The organism is Kitasatospora sp. NPDC127116 (genome assembly GCF_042677365.1).
In the GTDB taxonomy this organism is placed as follows: Bacteria; Actinomycetota; Actinomycetes; order Streptomycetales; family Streptomycetaceae; genus Kitasatospora; species Kitasatospora lactacystinica.
Window position 1 is genome coordinate 1 of sequence record NZ_JBHXTL010000179.1, and the last position, 15507, is coordinate 15507.

12 protein-coding genes and 1 pseudogene are annotated in these 15507 nt (G+C 73.5%); 6 read left to right on the forward strand and 7 right to left on the reverse strand.

Going from position 1 to position 15507, the window contains the following annotated elements; translation table 11 throughout:
- Positions 1-42: 42 nt before the first annotated feature.
- Entirely contained in the window at positions 43-1596 is a 1554-nt protein-coding gene (locus tag ACFVHV_RS39810; protein ID WP_359904446.1) for an NlpC/P60 family protein, read from the reverse strand.
- A gap of 337 nt (positions 1597-1933) precedes the next feature.
- Between ACFVHV_RS39810 and ACFVHV_RS39815 the strand changes: the two genes are divergently transcribed.
- Together ACFVHV_RS39815 and ACFVHV_RS39820 are read left to right on the forward strand one after the other, a co-directional pair.
- On the forward strand, positions 1934-3115 hold the full coding sequence (locus ACFVHV_RS39815; RefSeq protein ID WP_359904449.1) for an inorganic phosphate transporter: 1182 nt from the start codon (positions 1934-1936) through the stop codon (positions 3113-3115).
- Between the two features lie 26 nt (positions 3116-3141).
- Positions 3142-3393, forward strand: a complete 252-nt coding sequence (locus ACFVHV_RS39820) for a hypothetical protein (RefSeq protein WP_359904451.1) — start codon at positions 3142-3144, stop codon at positions 3391-3393.
- 70 nt (positions 3394-3463) lie between these two features.
- Here the strand turns inward: ACFVHV_RS39820 and ACFVHV_RS39825 are convergent, their stop codons facing one another.
- Positions 3464-5020: an MDR family MFS transporter gene (locus tag ACFVHV_RS39825; RefSeq protein ID WP_359904454.1), complete on the reverse strand. Its 1557-nt coding sequence runs from the start codon at positions 5018-5020 to the stop codon at positions 3464-3466.
- A gap of 154 nt (positions 5021-5174) precedes the next feature.
- The gene (locus ACFVHV_RS39830) at positions 5175-5624 is read right to left on the reverse strand and encodes a MarR family transcriptional regulator (protein WP_359904457.1); all 450 of its coding nucleotides are present in this window, start codon (positions 5622-5624) and stop codon (positions 5175-5177) included.
- Between the two features lie 126 nt (positions 5625-5750).
- Here ACFVHV_RS39830 and ACFVHV_RS39835 point away from each other — a divergent pair, with 126 nt between their 5' ends.
- Positions 5751-6791 (forward strand): DUF3533 domain-containing protein, encoded by a 1041-nt coding sequence (locus tag ACFVHV_RS39835; RefSeq protein ID WP_380358246.1) that lies wholly within the window; start codon positions 5751-5753, stop codon positions 6789-6791.
- Positions 6792-6939: 148 nt separating this feature from the next.
- Here ACFVHV_RS39835 and ACFVHV_RS39840 read toward each other — a convergent pair whose 3' ends face one another.
- The 4 genes from ACFVHV_RS39840 to ACFVHV_RS39855 all read right to left on the reverse strand — a co-directional run bounded on the left by ACFVHV_RS39840 (position 6940) and on the right by ACFVHV_RS39855 (position 12251).
- Entirely contained in the window at positions 6940-8154 is a 1215-nt protein-coding gene (locus tag ACFVHV_RS39840) for an ROK family transcriptional regulator (RefSeq protein WP_359904463.1), read from the reverse strand.
- Positions 8155-8172: 18 nt separating this feature from the next.
- A complete protein-coding gene (locus tag ACFVHV_RS39845; RefSeq protein ID WP_380358249.1) occupies positions 8173-8742 on the reverse strand; it encodes a GtrA family protein in 570 nt (189 codons plus the stop codon).
- A 143-nt stretch (positions 8743-8885) separates the two neighbouring features.
- On the reverse strand, positions 8886-11336 hold the full coding sequence (gene lon, locus ACFVHV_RS39850) for an endopeptidase La (RefSeq protein ID WP_359904468.1): 2451 nt from the start codon (positions 11334-11336) through the stop codon (positions 8886-8888).
- Positions 11337-11540: 204 nt separating this feature from the next.
- Positions 11541-12251 carry a rhomboid-like protein gene (locus ACFVHV_RS39855; protein WP_380358252.1) on the reverse strand — a complete coding sequence of 237 codons (711 nt, stop codon included), beginning with the start codon at positions 12249-12251 and terminating at the stop codon, positions 11541-11543.
- A 617-nt stretch (positions 12252-12868) separates the two neighbouring features.
- Here ACFVHV_RS39855 and ACFVHV_RS39860 point away from each other — a divergent pair.
- From ACFVHV_RS39860 to kgd, 3 genes and pseudogenes are all read left to right on the forward strand, one after another.
- Positions 12869-13606 carry a response regulator transcription factor gene (locus ACFVHV_RS39860; protein ID WP_030057574.1) on the forward strand — a complete coding sequence of 246 codons (738 nt, stop codon included), beginning with the start codon at positions 12869-12871 and terminating at the stop codon, positions 13604-13606.
- Positions 13607-13699: 93 nt separating this feature from the next.
- Entirely contained in the window at positions 13700-14887 is a 1188-nt protein-coding gene (locus ACFVHV_RS39865; protein WP_359904473.1) for a HAMP domain-containing sensor histidine kinase, read from the forward strand.
- A gap of 233 nt (positions 14888-15120) precedes the next feature.
- Positions 15121-15507: pseudogene (gene kgd / locus ACFVHV_RS39870) on the forward strand (multifunctional oxoglutarate decarboxylase/oxoglutarate dehydrogenase thiamine pyrophosphate-binding subunit/dihydrolipoyllysine-residue succinyltransferase subunit); the annotation flags it as partial.

A 15507-nucleotide genomic window follows, 5' to 3' on the forward strand; every position in this document is an offset into this window, starting at 1 on the left:
GACGTGGGGCGGCCCGCGTGCTGCGGTGTCGGTGCCGCGGTGTCAGTGCGTCGGCGTGCCCAGCGGCAGCGTGGCCGTCGCGCTGCCCGGGGCCGAGGCGGTCGCCGAGCCGGTGCCGCTCGGGCTCCCCGTCGGGGTGCCCGTCCCGGTCGGGGTGGGCGTGCCGGTCCCGCTCGGGGTGCCGGTCCCGCTCGGGGTGCCCGGCCCGGTCGGCGTTCCGGTCGGGGTGCCGGTCGGGGTCGAGGTGGGCGTGCCGCCGGACGGCGTCCCCGGGTCGGTCGGCGTACCGGTGCCGCCCGGCGTGGTCGGCGTCCCGCCCGGCGTCTGCGGCACGGCCGGCGGCGTCACCTCGCCGCCGGGGGCCGGCGTGGCCGGCACCTGGTGGGCCGGGCTCGGCGCTATCGGCGTGACGGCGTCCCAGCCCGACGGGAGGTCGGGCACCTTCCAGGCGCCGCCGGCGTCGTCCGCCGCGCCGGACGGGTCGGGACGGACGGCCCCGAGGATCGGCATCGAGCCGATCGGCGAGATCTTGATGAACGCGCCGGGCCGCGGCGCCTGCACGATGAGCCCGCCGCCGATGTACATCCCGATGTGCGAGGCGTCCTGGAAGTACACCACCAGGTCGCCGGGCCGCAGCTGGTTGAGCGCCACGTGCGGCAGCTGCGCCCACTGCTCCTGGCTGGTGCGCGGGATCGGCTTGCCCGCGTGCAGCCAGGCCTGCGAGGTGAGGCCCGAGCAGTCGTAGGCGTCCGGGCCGGTGCCGCCCCACAGGTACGGCTTGCTCACCTGCGCCAGCGCGAAGGCGATGGCCGCGCGCCCCTGCTGGGAGGGCGTGCGCTCGCCCTTGCCGAGCGCCCCGGAGGCGAGGAACGCGAGCTGCGCCTCGTCCGCCTTGGCCTTCTCCAGCTGCTCCAGCTCGGTCCGCTGGGCGCCGGTCAGCGAGGAGACCATCTGCTCGACCGCCGTGAGGTCGGCGGACGCCTTGGCCTTGGCCGCGTCCTGCTGGACGACCAGCGTCCGGGCGGTCGCCAGCGCCTCCTCGGTCTGCTTCTTCAGCCCGTCCAGCGCGTCCCGGTCGCTCTTCAGCTTGTCCAGGAACTCCGACTGCGAGCGGCTGGCCGAGGCGAGCAGCTCGGCGATGACGACCGCCTCGTACGGGTCCTTGGAGAGCAGCAGCTCCGCGTAGGCCGACGCGGCCCCGTTGCGGTACTGCGCGGCGGCGAGCTGCGAGGCGATGTCGGTGCCCGCGTCGACCTGCTTCTGCTGGCGGTCCAGCCGGCCCTGGAGGTCGGTGAGCGCGGTCTGCTGGTCGGCCGCCTTGGCGACGGCGCCGTTGTACTGCTCGGTGGCGGCCTCGGCGCTCTGGTAGAGCCCGTGCAGCCGGTCGAGCAGCGGGCCGAGGGTGGCCTTGGCGGCGGCGAGCGGGTCGGCGTCGGCGGCGATCTGGCCGGCTCCCGGGTCGGGCGCGGCCCAGGCGGCCTGGGCGCCCACCGGCAGTGCGAGGGCCGCGGCCGCGAGGACGGCTCCGCAGCGCAGCGCCGCCCGCACCCAGGGCCGTACGCGTGCCGTCTCCGCTCTCTGTCCCGCCCCGCCCATGGCCTGGTCCTCCCCGCCGCGCACTGCCCCTGTCCCGGCTTCCCGGATCCCGCAGATCCTCCCACGGGTTACTCGCCGGAAACAGGGCGCATGCGGACCGGGAGGTTAATTCTCGATGGACCTGTGAGACAGCTCTCAGCAAACCGGGTCGAACCGGCGCGTTCTTCGCTAATGTCCAGTTCAGCGCGCCGTATGTCACCTCGATGAAATCCAGTGGTCACTGCGAGTCAACCATTGGAACCACGATTCCCGGCCCAGTTCACCTTCCGTTTACCAAGCAGACCTACGGTCGCGACGTCACCAACGTCCGTGCGACAACTACGACGATTGTTTGGGTATGGAACACATCTCGTTCCTGGTAGCCGTTGTGATCATCACGGCGCTCGCCTTCGACTTCACCAACGGGTTCCACGACACCGCCAACGCGGCCGCCACCGCGATCGCGACCGGAGCTCTTCGCCCGAAGGTCGCGGTCACCATCGCGGCCCTGCTCAACTTCGCGGGCGCGTTCCTGTCCGTGAAGGTCGCCACCACCATCTCCGGCGGCATCGTCAACGAGAAGGCCGGCGTCCATCCCGAGATCATCTTCGCGGCCCTGGCCGGCGCCATCCTCTGGAACCTGCTGACCTGGCTGCGCGGGCTGCCGTCCAGTTCCTCGCACGCGCTGTACGGCGGCCTGATCGGCGCCACGATCGTCGGCGTCGGCATGAACGGCGTCAACTTCGACACCGTGGTGACCAAGATCCTCATCCCCGCGGTCGCCTCCCCGTTCGTCGCCGGCCTGGCCTCCTGGGGCGCCACCAAGCTGGCGTACGTGATCACCCGCAAGGGCGACTCCGCGACCACCGAGAAGGGCTTCAAGACCGGCCAGATCTTCTCCTCCTCGCTGATCTCGCTCGCCCACGGCACCAATGACGCCCAGAAGACGATGGGCATCATCACCCTCACCCTGGTCTCGGTCGGCGCCCTGCCGCACGGCGCGCTGCCGCCCACCTGGGTGATCGTCTCCGCCGGCGCCGCGATCGCGCTCGGCACCTACATGGGCGGCTGGCGGATCATCCGCTCGATGGGCAAGGGCCTGGCGGACATCCGCCCGCCGCAGGGCTTCGCCTCCGAGTCGGCCGCCGCGACCGTCATCCTGACCTCCTCGCACATGGGCTTCGGCCTCTCCACCACCCAGGTCTGCTCCGGCGGCATCATGGGCGCCGGCCTCGGCGGCCCGAAGGGCGAGCTGCGCTGGAGCCTGGTCCGCCGCATGGTCTACACCTGGGGCCTGACCCTGCCGGCCGCCGCCGTGGTCTCCGGCGGCGCCGCCCTGCTGGCCGAGCAGGGCAGCTGGGGCGTCGCCCTGGTCGGGGTCGTGCTGGTGGCCGGCGCGGGCGCGATGTGGGTGATCTCCCGCCGCCAGCCGGTCGGCGCGGACAACGTCAACGACGTCGACGTCACCCCGGTCGAGGTCGCACCGGCCGGCGCCGCCGCGAACACCCCCACCCCCGCCTCGACCACGGTCGCGGCCTGAGCGCCGCAGGCTGAGGAGCACTCACCATGCACATCAAGTGGAACGCCCTGGCCCAGACCGCCGGATTCAGCTTCGGCATCACCGTCGCCGTCGTCTGCGTCTTCGCGCTCGGCATCCTGGCGCTGTCCCGCCGCGAGGCCGCCCTGGTCGCCGCCCGTGAGGGCGGGGGCGCCGGGGCCGCGGGCGGCGGCAGGCTCGCCCTGGCCGGCGCCTGCGTCTGCTTCGCGCTGTGCGGCGGGGCCGTCCTCTACGGGCTGTCGCTGATCGCCGGCAAGTAGCCGCACCCAGCACGACGGGCCGGGGAGTGCCTTCGCACTCCCCGGCCCGTTCGCGTATCCCGGCGGCCGGTCAGCTCTCCTGGGTGGTGGTCCTCAGCGCGGTCTCCCGGATGAACAGCACGGTGACGAAGGCCAGCGCCGCGAACGGGGCGGCGCACAGGAAGATGGTGCCGACGCCGTGGCCGAAGGCGTCCGTCACCAGCGGCACGATCGGGGCGGGCAGCTTGGCCAGGTCCGGGATGCCGCCGCCGGAGGCCGCGGGCGACGCCGGGACGTGCGCCGCGGCCAGGTTCTCGGCCAGGTAGTGGGAGACCTTGTTGGACATCAGCGCGCCGAGCGCGGAGACGCCCATCGCACCGCCCATGGTGCGGAAGAAGGTGACCACCGAGCTGGCCGCGCCGAGCTCGTTGCGGGGCACCGTGTTCTGCACCGCGAGCACCAGGTTCTGGCTGGTCAGGCCGAGGCCGACGCCGGTGATCGCCATGTAGACGGAGAGCAGCACGTAGCTGGTGTCGGCCCGGGCGGTGCCGAGCAGCGCGAAGCCGACGGCGAGCAGCGCGGTGCCGGAGACCAGGTAGGCCTTCCACTTGCCGTACTTGGTGATCAGCCGGCCGACGACCGCGGAGGAGACGGCCAGGCCGAGGATCATCGGCAGGGTCATCAGGCCGGCCATGGTCGGGGACTTGGCGCGGGCCAGCTGGAAGTACTGGCTGAGGAAGGTGGTCGCGCCGTACATCCCGACGCCGACCAGCACGCTGGCCAGCGCGGCCAGGGTGACGGTGCGGTGCTTGAAGAGGCTCGGCGGGATGATCGGCTCGGCGGCGCGGCGCTCGATCACGACGGCCAGGGCGCCCAGCAGCACGCCGCCGCCGACCATGGCCGCGGTCTGCCAGGAGAGCCAGGCGTAGTTCTTGCCGGCCAGGGTGATCCAGATCATCAGCAGGCTGACCGAGCCGGTGATGACCAGGGCGCCCAGGTAGTCGATCTTCGCCTTGCGCTTGACCACCGGAAGCTTGAGGGTGCGCTGCACCACCAGGATCGCGACCAGCGCGAACGGGATGCCGACGTAGAAGCACCAGCGCCAGCCGAGCCAGGAGGTGTCCACGATGACGCCGCCGATCAGCGGTCCGCCGATGGTGGCGAGGGCGAAGACGGCGCCGAAGTAGCCGCTGTAGCGGCCGCGCTCGCGCGCCGGGACCATCGCGGCCAGGCAGATCTGGCCGAGCGCCACCACACCGCCGGCGCCGATGCCCTGGAGCGCGCGGCAGGCGATCAGCTCGCCGGTGTTCTGCGAGAGGCCGGCCAGCGCCGAGGTGCCGATGTAGATCAGCAGGGCGATCTGGAGCAGCAGCTTCTTGCTGACGAGGTCGGAGAGCTTGCCCCAGATCGGGGTGGAGGCGGTGAGGGTGAGCAGGGCCGCGGTGATCACCCAGGTGTAGGCGGACTGGCCGCCGTGCAGGTCGGCGAGGATGTGCGGCAGGGCGTTGGAGACGACGGTCGAGGAGAGCACGGCCACGAAGAGGCCGAGCAGCAGGCCGGAGAGCGCCTCCATCACCTGCCGGTGCGTCATCTGTTGACTGTCGGCCGCTGCGGCGGTTCCGCTCGCGGCCTCGGTGGTCACGGTCATCTGGGTCCTTCGGCGAGCGCGCGGGATACGCGGATCATGAAATTTCGTTGCCGTAAGCAACCATAAGACTGGATGGTTGAATTAGGCAACTTTCTTCAAGGGAAAGTAAAGCCCTCGCCCACGGGCCCCGGAGGCCCGCGCGACCGCCGCCGGATCACTCGGCCGGCGGCTCCCCCAGCACGTCGTTGAAGCGGTGCAGCAGTTCCGCGAAGCGGGTCACGTCCTCCGACGACCAGCCGTCCATCACCTCGCGCACCCGCCGCATCCGGACGCCCTGCGCGGCCAGGTAGCGCCGCCGCCCGTCCTCGGTGAGCGAGACCAGCGCGGACCGGCGGTCCAGCGGGTCCGTCTCCCGGGCCACCAGGCCCAGCTCCTCCAGCGTCCGGATCTGCCGGCTCACCGTCGCCTTGCCGACCGAGAAGTGCACGCCGACGTCGGTCACCCGCACCGGCCCGGCCTGCTCGACGTAGCCGAGCAGGCTGTACGCCATCCCCTCCAGTCCGGGGTGCACCCGCCGTGAGAGTTCCGCCACTCTGGCCCGGCCCCGCCGGAACATCAGCGCGACCTCGCGCTCCACCGCCACCAGGGCATCCTCGTCGCTCACCGCGCCAGTATCGCGCAGCGGCGCCGGCCGCGGCCCGGCGCGGGAGGTGCGACAAGCCAACTACTTCATGGTATGAAGTATCGGTTCTGGAAGTACCGTTTTTCCCCGTTACGCAAGGAGATGTGGATGGCAGCCCCGGGGCAGGGTTTCCTCGCCGAACTGAAGAGTGCGGTCACCCCGCGCGCGGCACTGCTCGTGATCGGCGTGCTGCTGCTCCAGCTCGGCTTCATCACCTCGTACATCGGGGCGCTGCACAAGCCGGCCCCGCAGAACCTCTCCATCGCGGTGGTCGCCCCGCCGCAGGTCGCCCCCAAGCTGGTCGGCGCGCTGGAGTCGGTGCCGAACGACGCCGTCAAGGCCCTCACCGCGCCGGACGCCGAGACGGCGACCCAGCAGATCAAGGACCAGAAGATCTACGCGGCGCTGGTCGTGGACCCGACCGGCACCCAGGACACCCTGCTGGTCGGCGGCGCCCGCGGCCCGTCCGCGGCCAAGGCCGCCGAGACCATCACCACCGCGATCGACCAGAGCCAGGGCCGCACCGTGAAGGTCCAGGACGTGGTGCCGCTCGCCAAGGGCGACACCAACGGCCTCTCCGCCTTCTACCTGGTGATCGGCTGGTGCGTCGGCGGCTACCTGGTCGCCTCCATCCTGGGCATCAGCGCGGGCTCCAAGCCGGCCAACGTCCACCGCCTGGTGATCCGCCTCGGCGTGCTCGCGCTGTACTCGATCGGCGCCGGCCTGCTCGGCACGGTGATCGCCGGGCCGGTGCTGGACGCGCTGCCGGGCTCGATCCTCGGCCTGAGCGCCGTCGGTGCGCTGGTGGTGTTCTCGGTCGGTGCCTTCACCATGGCGCTCCAGTGCCTGTTCGACGTCATCGGCATCGGCATCGCGGTGCTGATCTTCGTGGTGCTCGGCAACCCGAGCGCGGGCGGGGTCTACCCGGCGCCGATGATGCCGCCGTTCTGGCGGGCGATCAGCTCGTGGATCCCGAACGGCGCCGGCACCAGCGCGGCCAAGTCGGTCGCCTACTTCGACTCCACCAACCTGGGGCTGCCGATCCTGGTCCTGGTGGTCTGGGCGCTGATCGGCATCGGCGTCGCCCTGCTGGCCGTCCTGCGCGGCCCGCGCTCCGGCGGCCGCGCGCTGGTCCCCACCGAGGACTGAGCCGCCCGCTCCCGACCCGTCACCGGGCCCCCGGCCGCCCCGGCGGGGGGCCCGGCGCGCGTCCCGGGCCCGGCGCGCGTCCCGGGCCCGGCGCGCCCCGCGGGTTCGGCCGGGGCGGCCGGGTCGGCCACGACGGCCCGGACGCCTCTCACCCCGCCGCGAGCGGCCCCGGGTCGGCCACGATGGCCCGGACGACCCGCACCGCCGCGCCCAGCAACGGGCCCCGGCGGCCCAGCCGGGAGACCGTCAGCCGGTCCTCCGACCAGGGCCGCACCGTCACCCGGGCGGCCAGTTCGGCCCGCATCGCGGGCAGCAGCCAGGGCGCCAGCCGGGCGTAGCCGCCGCCCAGCACCACCTCGGCCGGATCCAGCAGGTTGACCGCGCCGGCGGCCGCGGTGCCGAGCGCGGCACCGGCCCCGGCCAGCGCCGCGAGGGCGGCCCGCTCCCCGGCCCCGGCCCGGTCGGCGAGCAGCGCCACCCAGTCGCCCCGGGCTCCGGCCAGACCGGCCGCCCGCAGCACCGCCGCCTCGCCCGCGTACTGCTCCAGGCAGCCGTTCGCCCCGCAGGCGCAGCGCGGCCCGTCGGGGTGGACCGGCACGTGGCCGAACTCGCCGGCGAAGCCGCCGGCCCCGCGCAGCAGCCGGCCGCCGACCACGATCGCCGCGCCCACCCCGGCCTCGGCGGAGACGTACAGGAAGTCGTCCGGGCCCGCGCCCAGCCAGCGCTCGGCCAGTCCGCCGAGGTTGGCCTCGTTGTCCGCCTCGATCGGCAGCCCGGCCAGGCCGCCGCCGGCCGTCCGCAGCGCCGGGCGCAGTGCGGCGGCCAGCGGGACGTCCTGCCAGTCCAGGTTGGCGGCCCGCTGGAGCACCCCGCCGGAGCCGCCGACCAGCCCGGGCACGGCCAGGGTGAGCCCGGCCGGGCGCAGCCCCGACTCGGCGACGGCCTCGTGCAGCAGGTGGGCGAGGTCGGCCATCACGGCGGCGGGCTCGCGCCCGTGGTTGGAGACCTCCCGGCGCCGCCAGGCGCGCACCTCCCCGCGCAGGTCCACCACGCAGGCGCCCAGGTGGCGCACCCCGATCTCGGCGCCGAGGCCGCCGGGCCCGTCCGGGTTGAGGCCGAGCGCGGTGCCGGGACGGCCGACCTTGCCGCTGGGCGCGGCGGGGCCCTCCTCGACCACCAGGCCGGCGGCGATCAGCTGTTCGGCGAGCGAGGAGACGGCGGCCCTGGTCAGGCCGGTCCCGGCGGCCACCTCCGCGCGCGAGCGCGGTCCGCCCGCGATCGTCCCGAGCACCAGGGCCAGGTTGGCCCGGCGCATCCCCTGCTGGCTGGCGGGCCCGGTCCGGACCGGGTCCGGCTCACGCATAAGCCTCACCTCGCCCCTTTACGGCACATCCGGTGGCATCCCGGGTGCAGCGTAGTCGGGTTCCGCGGGCGCCGTCGCCGGCACCGGGACGGGCTCGGCCCGGGTCCGCCCGGCGGGCGGGACGAAGACCCACCGGCGCATCGCCCGGTAGCGGAACAGCATCGCCACGAAGGTGCCGACGACCATCCCGCTGAGGAAGTCCGCGACCTCCTGCTCGAAGGGCCCGATGTACGGCTCGCGCAGGTCCAGGAGGTAGCGGGAGACCACCAGCGGCACGTCGTTGACGGCGATCGCCACGGCGCTGACCAGGACGAACATCAGCACCTCGCGCTTGCGGCCGGCGGCCCGGAAGGCCCAGCGGCGGTTCAGCACGTAGGAGACGACGGTGCCGATCACGGTCGCGACGGTCAGCGCGACCACCGGTTTGCGCTCCAGCACCGTGAACTTGAGCTCGAAGTTGATCACCGTGGTGAGCACGAAGCAGCCGCTCCCGACCAGCAGGAACTTCACCAGCCGGCGGTGACGCACCAGGAAGGGGCGCAGCCGGTCGGGCACCCGGGCCAGGGCGCGCTGCGTGGGGGACGGCATCTCCGCAGTCTCGCACGCGGGGGTGCCGCCGGCCCTTCAGATCGCCGGTGGCCCGTTCGGGTCGCCGGCGGCCGTCGGACCGGCGGCTCCCGGAGCGCCGGTGCGTGGCCCGGGCCGCCGGTGCGGGCGGCCCGGGCCGGCGGTCAGGCGGCCACCAGCACCGTGGCCCCGGCCGGCTCCAGCGCCAGCTCCAGCACCTCCCGCACGTCCGCCACCGGGTGGACGGTGAGCCGCTCCAGCACCTCGGCCGGGACGTCGTCCAGGTCGGCCTCGTTGCGCCTGGGGATGATCACCGTGGTGACCCCGGCCCGGTCGGCGGCGAGCAGCTTCTGCTTCACCCCGCCGATCGGCAGCACCCGCCCGGTCAGCGACACCTCGCCGGTCATCGCCACGTCGGTGCGCACCCTGCGGCCCGAGAGCAGCGAGGCCAGCGCCGTGGTCATGGTGATGCCGGCGCTCGGCCCGTCCTTGGGGACGGCCCCGGCCGGGATGTGCAGGTGCACGCCGCGGTCCCGCAGCGAGGTGACCGGCAGCTCCAGCTCGGCGCCGCGCGAGCGCAGGTAGGAGAGCGCGATGTGCGCGGACTCCTTCATCACGTCGCCCAGCTGTCCGGTGAGGGTCAGCCCGGTGCCGCCGGTCTCGGCGTCGGCCAGCGAGGCCTCGATGTAGAGGACGTCGCCGCCGGCGCCGGTCACCGCGAGGCCGGTGGCCACGCCGGGGACGGCGGTGCGGCGCTCGGCCGGCTCCTGGGCGGACTCCGGCACGTGGTGCGGCCGGCCGATCAGGGCGCGCAGGTCCTGCGGGCCGACCCGGGCGGGCAGCTCGCGCTCGCCCAGTTCGGCCTGCGCGGCGATCCTGCGCAGCACCCGGGCGATCGAGCGCTCCAGGGTGCGCACGCCCGCCTCCCGGGTGTACTCCCCGGCGAGGCTGCGCAGCGCCGACTCGTCCACGGTGACCTGCCCGCCGCCGAGACCGGCCTTCTCCAGCTGGCGCGGGAGCAGGTGGTCGCGGGCGATGGCGACCTTCTCGTCCTCGGTGTAGCCGTCCAGCCGGACCAGCTCCATCCGGTCGAGCAGCGGCTCGGGGATGGCCTCCAGCACGTTGGCGGTGGCGAGGAAGACGACGTCGGAGAGGTCGAGCTCGACCTCCAGGTAGTGGTCCCGGAAGGTGTGGTTCTGCGCCGGGTCCAGCACCTCCAGCAGGGCGGCGGCCGGGTCGCCCCGGTAGTCGGAGCCGACCTTGTCGATCTCGTCGAGCAGGACGACCGGGTTCATCGAGCCGGCCTCCTTGATCGCCCGCACCAGCCGGCCGGGCAGCGCGCCGACGTAGGTGCGCCGGTGGCCGCGGATCTCCGCCTCGTCCCGGACGCCGCCGAGCGCGACCCGGACGAACCTGCGGCCCATGGCGCGGGCCACCGACTCGCCGAGCGAGGTCTTGCCGACGCCGGGCGGGCCGACCAGGGCCAGCACCGCGCCGCCCGCCCGTCGCCCGCCGGTACCGCTCGTGGGAAGCGCTCCGCGCTGCCCCTCCCGCGGGCCGCCGACCGGCCCGAGCCCCTGGTCGGCCCGGCGCTTGCGGACGGCCAGGTACTCGACGATGCGGTCCTTCACGTCGTCGAGGCCCGTGTGGTCGGCGTCCAGCACCGCGCGGGCGCCGGCGATGTCGTACTCGTCCTCGGTGCGCTCGCTCCAGGGCAGTTCCAGGACGGTGTCCAGCCAGGTCCGGATCCAGGAGCCCTCGGGCGACTGGTCGGAGGAGCGCTCCAGCTTGTCGACCTCCTTGAGCGCGGCCTCGCGGACCTTCTCGGGCAGGTCGGCGGCCTCGACCCGGGCGCGGTAGTCGCCCTCCTCGTCGGCCGCCTCGCCGTTCAGCTCGGCCAGTTCCTTGCGGACGGCCTCCAGCTGGCGGCGGAGCAGGAACTCCTTCTGCTGCTTGGCCACGCCCTCCTCGACGTCCTTGCGGATGGTGTCGTTGACCTCCTCCTCGGCGAGGTGGTCGCGCAGCAGGGTGAGCGCGTACTCCAGTCGGGCGACCTGGTCGGCCTCAAGCAGCACCTTGAGCTTCTGCTCGGCGGTGGCGAAGGGCGCGTAGCCGATGTTGTCGGCGAGCTCGCCGACGCCCTCGATCTGCGCCACCCGGTCGACGATCTGCCAGGCGCCGCGCTTGCGCAGCCACTGGGTGGACAGCGCCTTGTACTCCTTGACCAGCTCGGCGGCCCGGCCGGCCACCGGGGTGCCCACCGAGGACTCCCGGAACGGCGTGGTCTCCACCCAGAGGGCGGCGCCGGGGCCGGTGGTGCCGGCCCCGATCCGGACCCGGCTCACGGCGCGCACCAGCGCCGCCGGATCGCCGTCCGCCAGCCGGCCGACCTGCTCCACGGTGGCCAGGGTGCCGGCCGCCGCGTACGAGCCGTCCACCCGCGGGACCAGCAGGACCTGCGGCTTGCCGGTGCCGGTGGCGGCGGCCCGGGCGGCCTCGACCGCGGCGCGCACCTCGGCGTCCTTCAGGTCCAGCGGCACGACCATGCCCGGCAGGACGACCTCGTCGTCGAGCGGCAGCACGGGCAGGGTGAGCGGTGTGGACGTCGATGCCATGATCTCTCCCCAGTCAGTGAACTTGAGTCGACCTGACTAAGGCTTGGCGGCCGCCGGATGTTCCCGGCGCCCTGTTCGCCGTGAGCGAACACATATCGGGCCGGGAAGCCCGCGCCCGACTCCGTCAAGAGAGGGGTGGGCGCACCTCGGGGAATCCCGACAGGAGGCCCCCGGGGCCCGGACGGCCCCGGCCGGACGGCGGCGTCAACGCGCCGTCCACACCCGCGCGGGCGCACCGCCGGCGGCCGTCGCGACGGCCGGACGCGGCCGGGGCGGGCGCCGCTCCACCCGGCGCAGCCAGCGCCACAGCGCGACCCCGGTGAGCACCGCGGCCGGGTGCCCCACCCCCGTGATCACGTCCTTGTCGGTGGCGATCTGCTGGGCGATCATCAGCCCCGCACCGCCCAGCGCGAGCAGCCGCCCGCGCCAGGAGAGCAGCCCGGCCACCGCGCCCAGGCAGGCGAGCACGCCGTAACTGACCCCGATGTCCAGGTAGTCCATCGCCTCGGGCGCCATCCGCCCGGTCTCCACCGCGATGATCACCACCCCCTGGGAGAGCAGCGTGGCCGCGACGTGCCCGACCGCGAACACCGCCGCCGCCCGGGCCGGACCGACCCGGCGCTCCAGCGGGGCGAGGGTGAGGGCGAATCCCCACAGGTAGGGCATCCACACCTCGCCGGCCACCCAGAATCCGCTCAGCACAAGAGCGCGCAAAGGATGCTGGAGCAGGTTGTGCCCGTCCGAACTGGAGGCCTCCTGCAACCGCTGGACGAGTTCCGGGTCGGCGAGCTTGGCGAAGGTCGTGGTGGCGCCCACGACGGCGAGGTACCCGAGCGTGAAGGGCGTGCTCCGGGGTGTCGGCACCCGCTCCAGCAGCCACTGGAGGACGCCGGTGCGCAGCCCGAGGCGGAGCATTCCGTAGGGCGCTCCCGCACCCCCGCACCCGTCGGCACTCCGTCCGAGTCCCGCCATGCCGCCTCCGCTCCACGCCGCAGCCACCGGCTCCCCGCCCGGGCCCAACGTACCGGCGCGCGCCGCGGGTTCCGCCCGGTCGGGTGTTGTCGTGGCCACGGTACGTCGAGGTTCTGAGAGGCACCTGGGAAAAGCCCGTGAAGAACACCGCCGTAGCGGACGGCGGGATTCCCGACATTGGTCCAGACCTTCTCCCCCGCAACGCGGCAGTAGGGCCTCTGACCGGCGACTTGGCGTCAACTGAACTGCATACGTACCGTTACGCAGTGAAAATTCGCCGGGTAAGGTATCGGCCCGTGCCCACTCGTGCAGTGGGTCCGAGGGCGGCCCGACAGCCGGCCCACGGGCCGGAAACGTCCGGTCCACCTGCCGGGAAGCATCCGCTGTCCGTACGCTGCGAAGTGCGCGGGAGAAGTGGGCGGCCGACCATCCGTCCTCGGCTCCCGATCGCGCGACGGGACGGCGGACCCGGCACAGTCCACGACGGAACAAGACTACGAGCGGAGCCCCGCCATCCCCACAGGTGGCCGGCCCGCAGCCCTGGGGGCGGTGGCGTGACCGTGACAGAAATTCAGCAGGACAACCACAACACCGGTGGCACTGTGAGCAGCCAGCGCAGAGTCCTGGTGGTGGAGGACGAGCCCACGATCGCCGAGTCGATCGCCGCCCGGCTGGGCGCCGAGGGCTTCAAGGTCGCCGTGGCCCACGACGGCCCCGGCGCGGTCGACGGCTTCCACACCTGGCAGCCGGACCTGGTGGTCCTCGACATCATGCTGCCCGGCTTCGACGGGCTGGAGGTGTGCCGCCGGATCCAGGCCCAGCGCCCGGTGCCGGTGCTCATGCTGACCGCCCGCGACGACGAGACGGACCTGCTGGTCGGCCTCGGCGTGGGCGCGGACGACTACATGACCAAGCCGTTCTCGATGCGCGAACTGGCCGCCCGCGTCAACGTCCTGCTGCGCCGCGTCGAGCGCGCCCAGCAGGCCGCCCGCACGCCCGCACTGGGCAGCCTGCGGTTCGGCGAGCTGGAGATCGACCACGTGCAGCGCCGGGTCCGGCTGGCCTCGGGCGACGTCCACCTGACGCCGACCGAGTTCGACCTGCTCGCCTGCCTGGCCGCCCAGCCGCGCGCCGTGCTCACCCGCGAGCAGCTGCTGGCCGAGGTCTGGGACTGGACCGACGCGTCCGGCACCCGCACGGTGGACAGCCACGTCAAGGCGCTGCGCCGGAAGATCGGCGCCAGCTGGATCCGCACCGTCCACGGAGTCGGCTACGCCCTGGAGGCCCCGCTCTCCTGACGGCATCGATCGGGCGACGGGCCACCGGGGGGCCCGTGTCCGGACGACGCCGTGCCACCACGCGGGGGGACGACGCGGGGACCACAGGGGACAATGACCTTTCCACAGCAACGCAACGGGGAATCCGACGGCACGCGGCAGCAGAACCTGGCCGCCCGCGCCGCCCGCCGGGTCTGGGCCGACATCCGGCCGCTCGATCCGGTCCGCTCGATCAAGGGCAAACTCACCCTGCTCGTGATCGTCTCCGTGTTCCTGGCCACCGGGATGGTGGTCGTGGCGATCCGGTCCGAGACCCAGATCCGGATCATCATGGTCTTCTCCATGATCGCCTCGCTGCTCTTCATGCAGTTCCTCGCGCACGGGCTCACCGCCCCCCTGCGCGAGATGACGGCCGCCGCCCGCGCGATGGCCTCCGGGGACTACACCCGCCGGGTCGAGGCGGGCTCGCGCGACGAGATCGGCGAGCTGGCGGCCGCGTTCAACGCCATGGCCGCCGACCTCCAGGCCGCCGACCGGCACCGCCGTGAGCTGGTCGCCAACGTGTCGCACGAACTGCGCACGCCGATCGCCGCGCTGCGCGCCGTCCTGGAGAACGTGGTGGACGGCGTCGTCCAGCCCAATCCGGCCACCCTGGGAGCGGCGCTGGAGCAGACCGAGCGGCTCGGCCGGCTGGTCACCCACCTGCTCGACCTCTCCAAGATCGACGACGGCGTGGTCGACCTGGACGCCCGCCCCTTCGAGGTGCGCGAGTTCCTGGACGGCGTGCTGCGCGGGGTCACCGTGGACGGCGCCACGGCCGGCGGCGCCTTCTCCCGGCGCGGGGACGTCCGGCTGGCCCTGGAGGTCAGCCCCACCGGCCTGACCGGCGTGGCGGACCCGGAACGGCTCCACCAGGTGGTCGCCAACCTGGTCGACAACGCCTGCAAGCACTCCCCGCCCGGCGGCACCGTGACGGTGCGGGCGAGACCGGAGGGCGAGGAGGGCGGCCTGCTGCTGGAGGTCGAGGACGAGGGCCCCGGCATCCCGCCGGCCGACCGCACCCGGGTCTTCGACCGGTTCAGCCGCAGCGGCACCGCGACCGCCGCCGGACCGGGGGCGGACGGCGGCACCGGCCTGGGTCTGGCCATCGCCCGCTGGGCGGTGGACCTGCACGGCGGGCGGATCGCGGTGGCCGAGTCCCCGCGCGGCTGCCGGATCGAGGTCCGGCTGCCCGGACCGCACCCAGGTGACGGTCGGGACATTTGTCACAGATCCGACACAGAGGCATACGAAGATCGTTAGAGGATTCGACCGAGTTTTTGTCCGGTTTGGTCCTGGTATGCCCACTGATCGGCACCGATCGGTTCCCCTCAGATGCGGCTTTCTAACGCACTTTTTCAGCCAAAGTGCAGGTCAGCACTGTGATCTGGGCGACGCCTGGGCCCCGGGGACTGCGCGATCACTGGTCAGGGGCGTAGCCTTAATCCCCGCTGTCCAAACATCCCAAAAGGAAGCGGAAGAGGGCGGTTGCCGCCGTGTCGCCACAGTCCCCTGAAACCCCCAACAGCTCGGCAAGCTCCACTGGCTTCGGCCCCAATGAGTGGCTCGTCGACGAGATCTACCAGCAGTACCTCCAGGACCCGAACTCGGTCGACCGAGCCTGGTGGGACTTTTTCGCCGACTACAAGCCCGGTACCGAGGTGACCCCAGTGACCCAGGCCGCGACCCAGGCCGGCTCCGCGCCGACCCCTGCCGCTGCCCCCGCGCCCGCTGCTGCTCCGGCCGCGCCCGCCGCGGCTGCTGCTCCGGCCGCGCCCGCCGCCGCCCCGGCTGCTCCGGCCGCCCCGGCCCCGGCCGCCGCTCCGGCTCCGTGTGGGTGGGCTCTCGGCGCGCACGGGGTCAGCTTGGCGGTTCGACGACGG

Excerpts from the sequence above, each read along its gene's own strand:
- ACFVHV_RS39845 (WP_380358249.1), bottom strand. The coding sequence starts at position 8,742 with ATGCCGTCCCCCACGCAGCGCGCCCTGGCCCGGGTGCCCGACCGGCTG.
- ACFVHV_RS39855 (WP_380358252.1), bottom strand. The coding sequence starts at position 12,251 with ATGCTCCGCCTCGGGCTGCGCACCGGCGTCCTCCAGTGGCTGCTGGAG.
- ACFVHV_RS39840 (WP_359904463.1), bottom strand. The coding sequence starts at position 8,154 with ATGCGTGAGCCGGACCCGGTCCGGACCGGGCCCGCCAGCCAGCAGGGG.
- ACFVHV_RS39820 (WP_359904451.1), top strand. The coding sequence starts at position 3,142 with ATGCACATCAAGTGGAACGCCCTGGCCCAGACCGCCGGATTCAGCTTC.
- ACFVHV_RS39810 (WP_359904446.1), bottom strand. The coding sequence starts at position 1,596 with ATGGGCGGGGCGGGACAGAGAGCGGAGACGGCACGCGTACGGCCCTGG.
- ACFVHV_RS39825 (WP_359904454.1), bottom strand. The coding sequence starts at position 5,020 with ATGACCGTGACCACCGAGGCCGCGAGCGGAACCGCCGCAGCGGCCGAC.
- ACFVHV_RS39815 (WP_359904449.1), top strand. The coding sequence starts at position 1,934 with ATGGAACACATCTCGTTCCTGGTAGCCGTTGTGATCATCACGGCGCTC.
- lon (WP_359904468.1), bottom strand. The coding sequence starts at position 11,336 with ATGGCATCGACGTCCACACCGCTCACCCTGCCCGTGCTGCCGCTCGAC.
- ACFVHV_RS39835 (WP_380358246.1), top strand. The coding sequence starts at position 5,751 with ATGGCAGCCCCGGGGCAGGGTTTCCTCGCCGAACTGAAGAGTGCGGTC.
- ACFVHV_RS39865 (WP_359904473.1), top strand. The coding sequence starts at position 13,700 with ATGACCTTTCCACAGCAACGCAACGGGGAATCCGACGGCACGCGGCAG.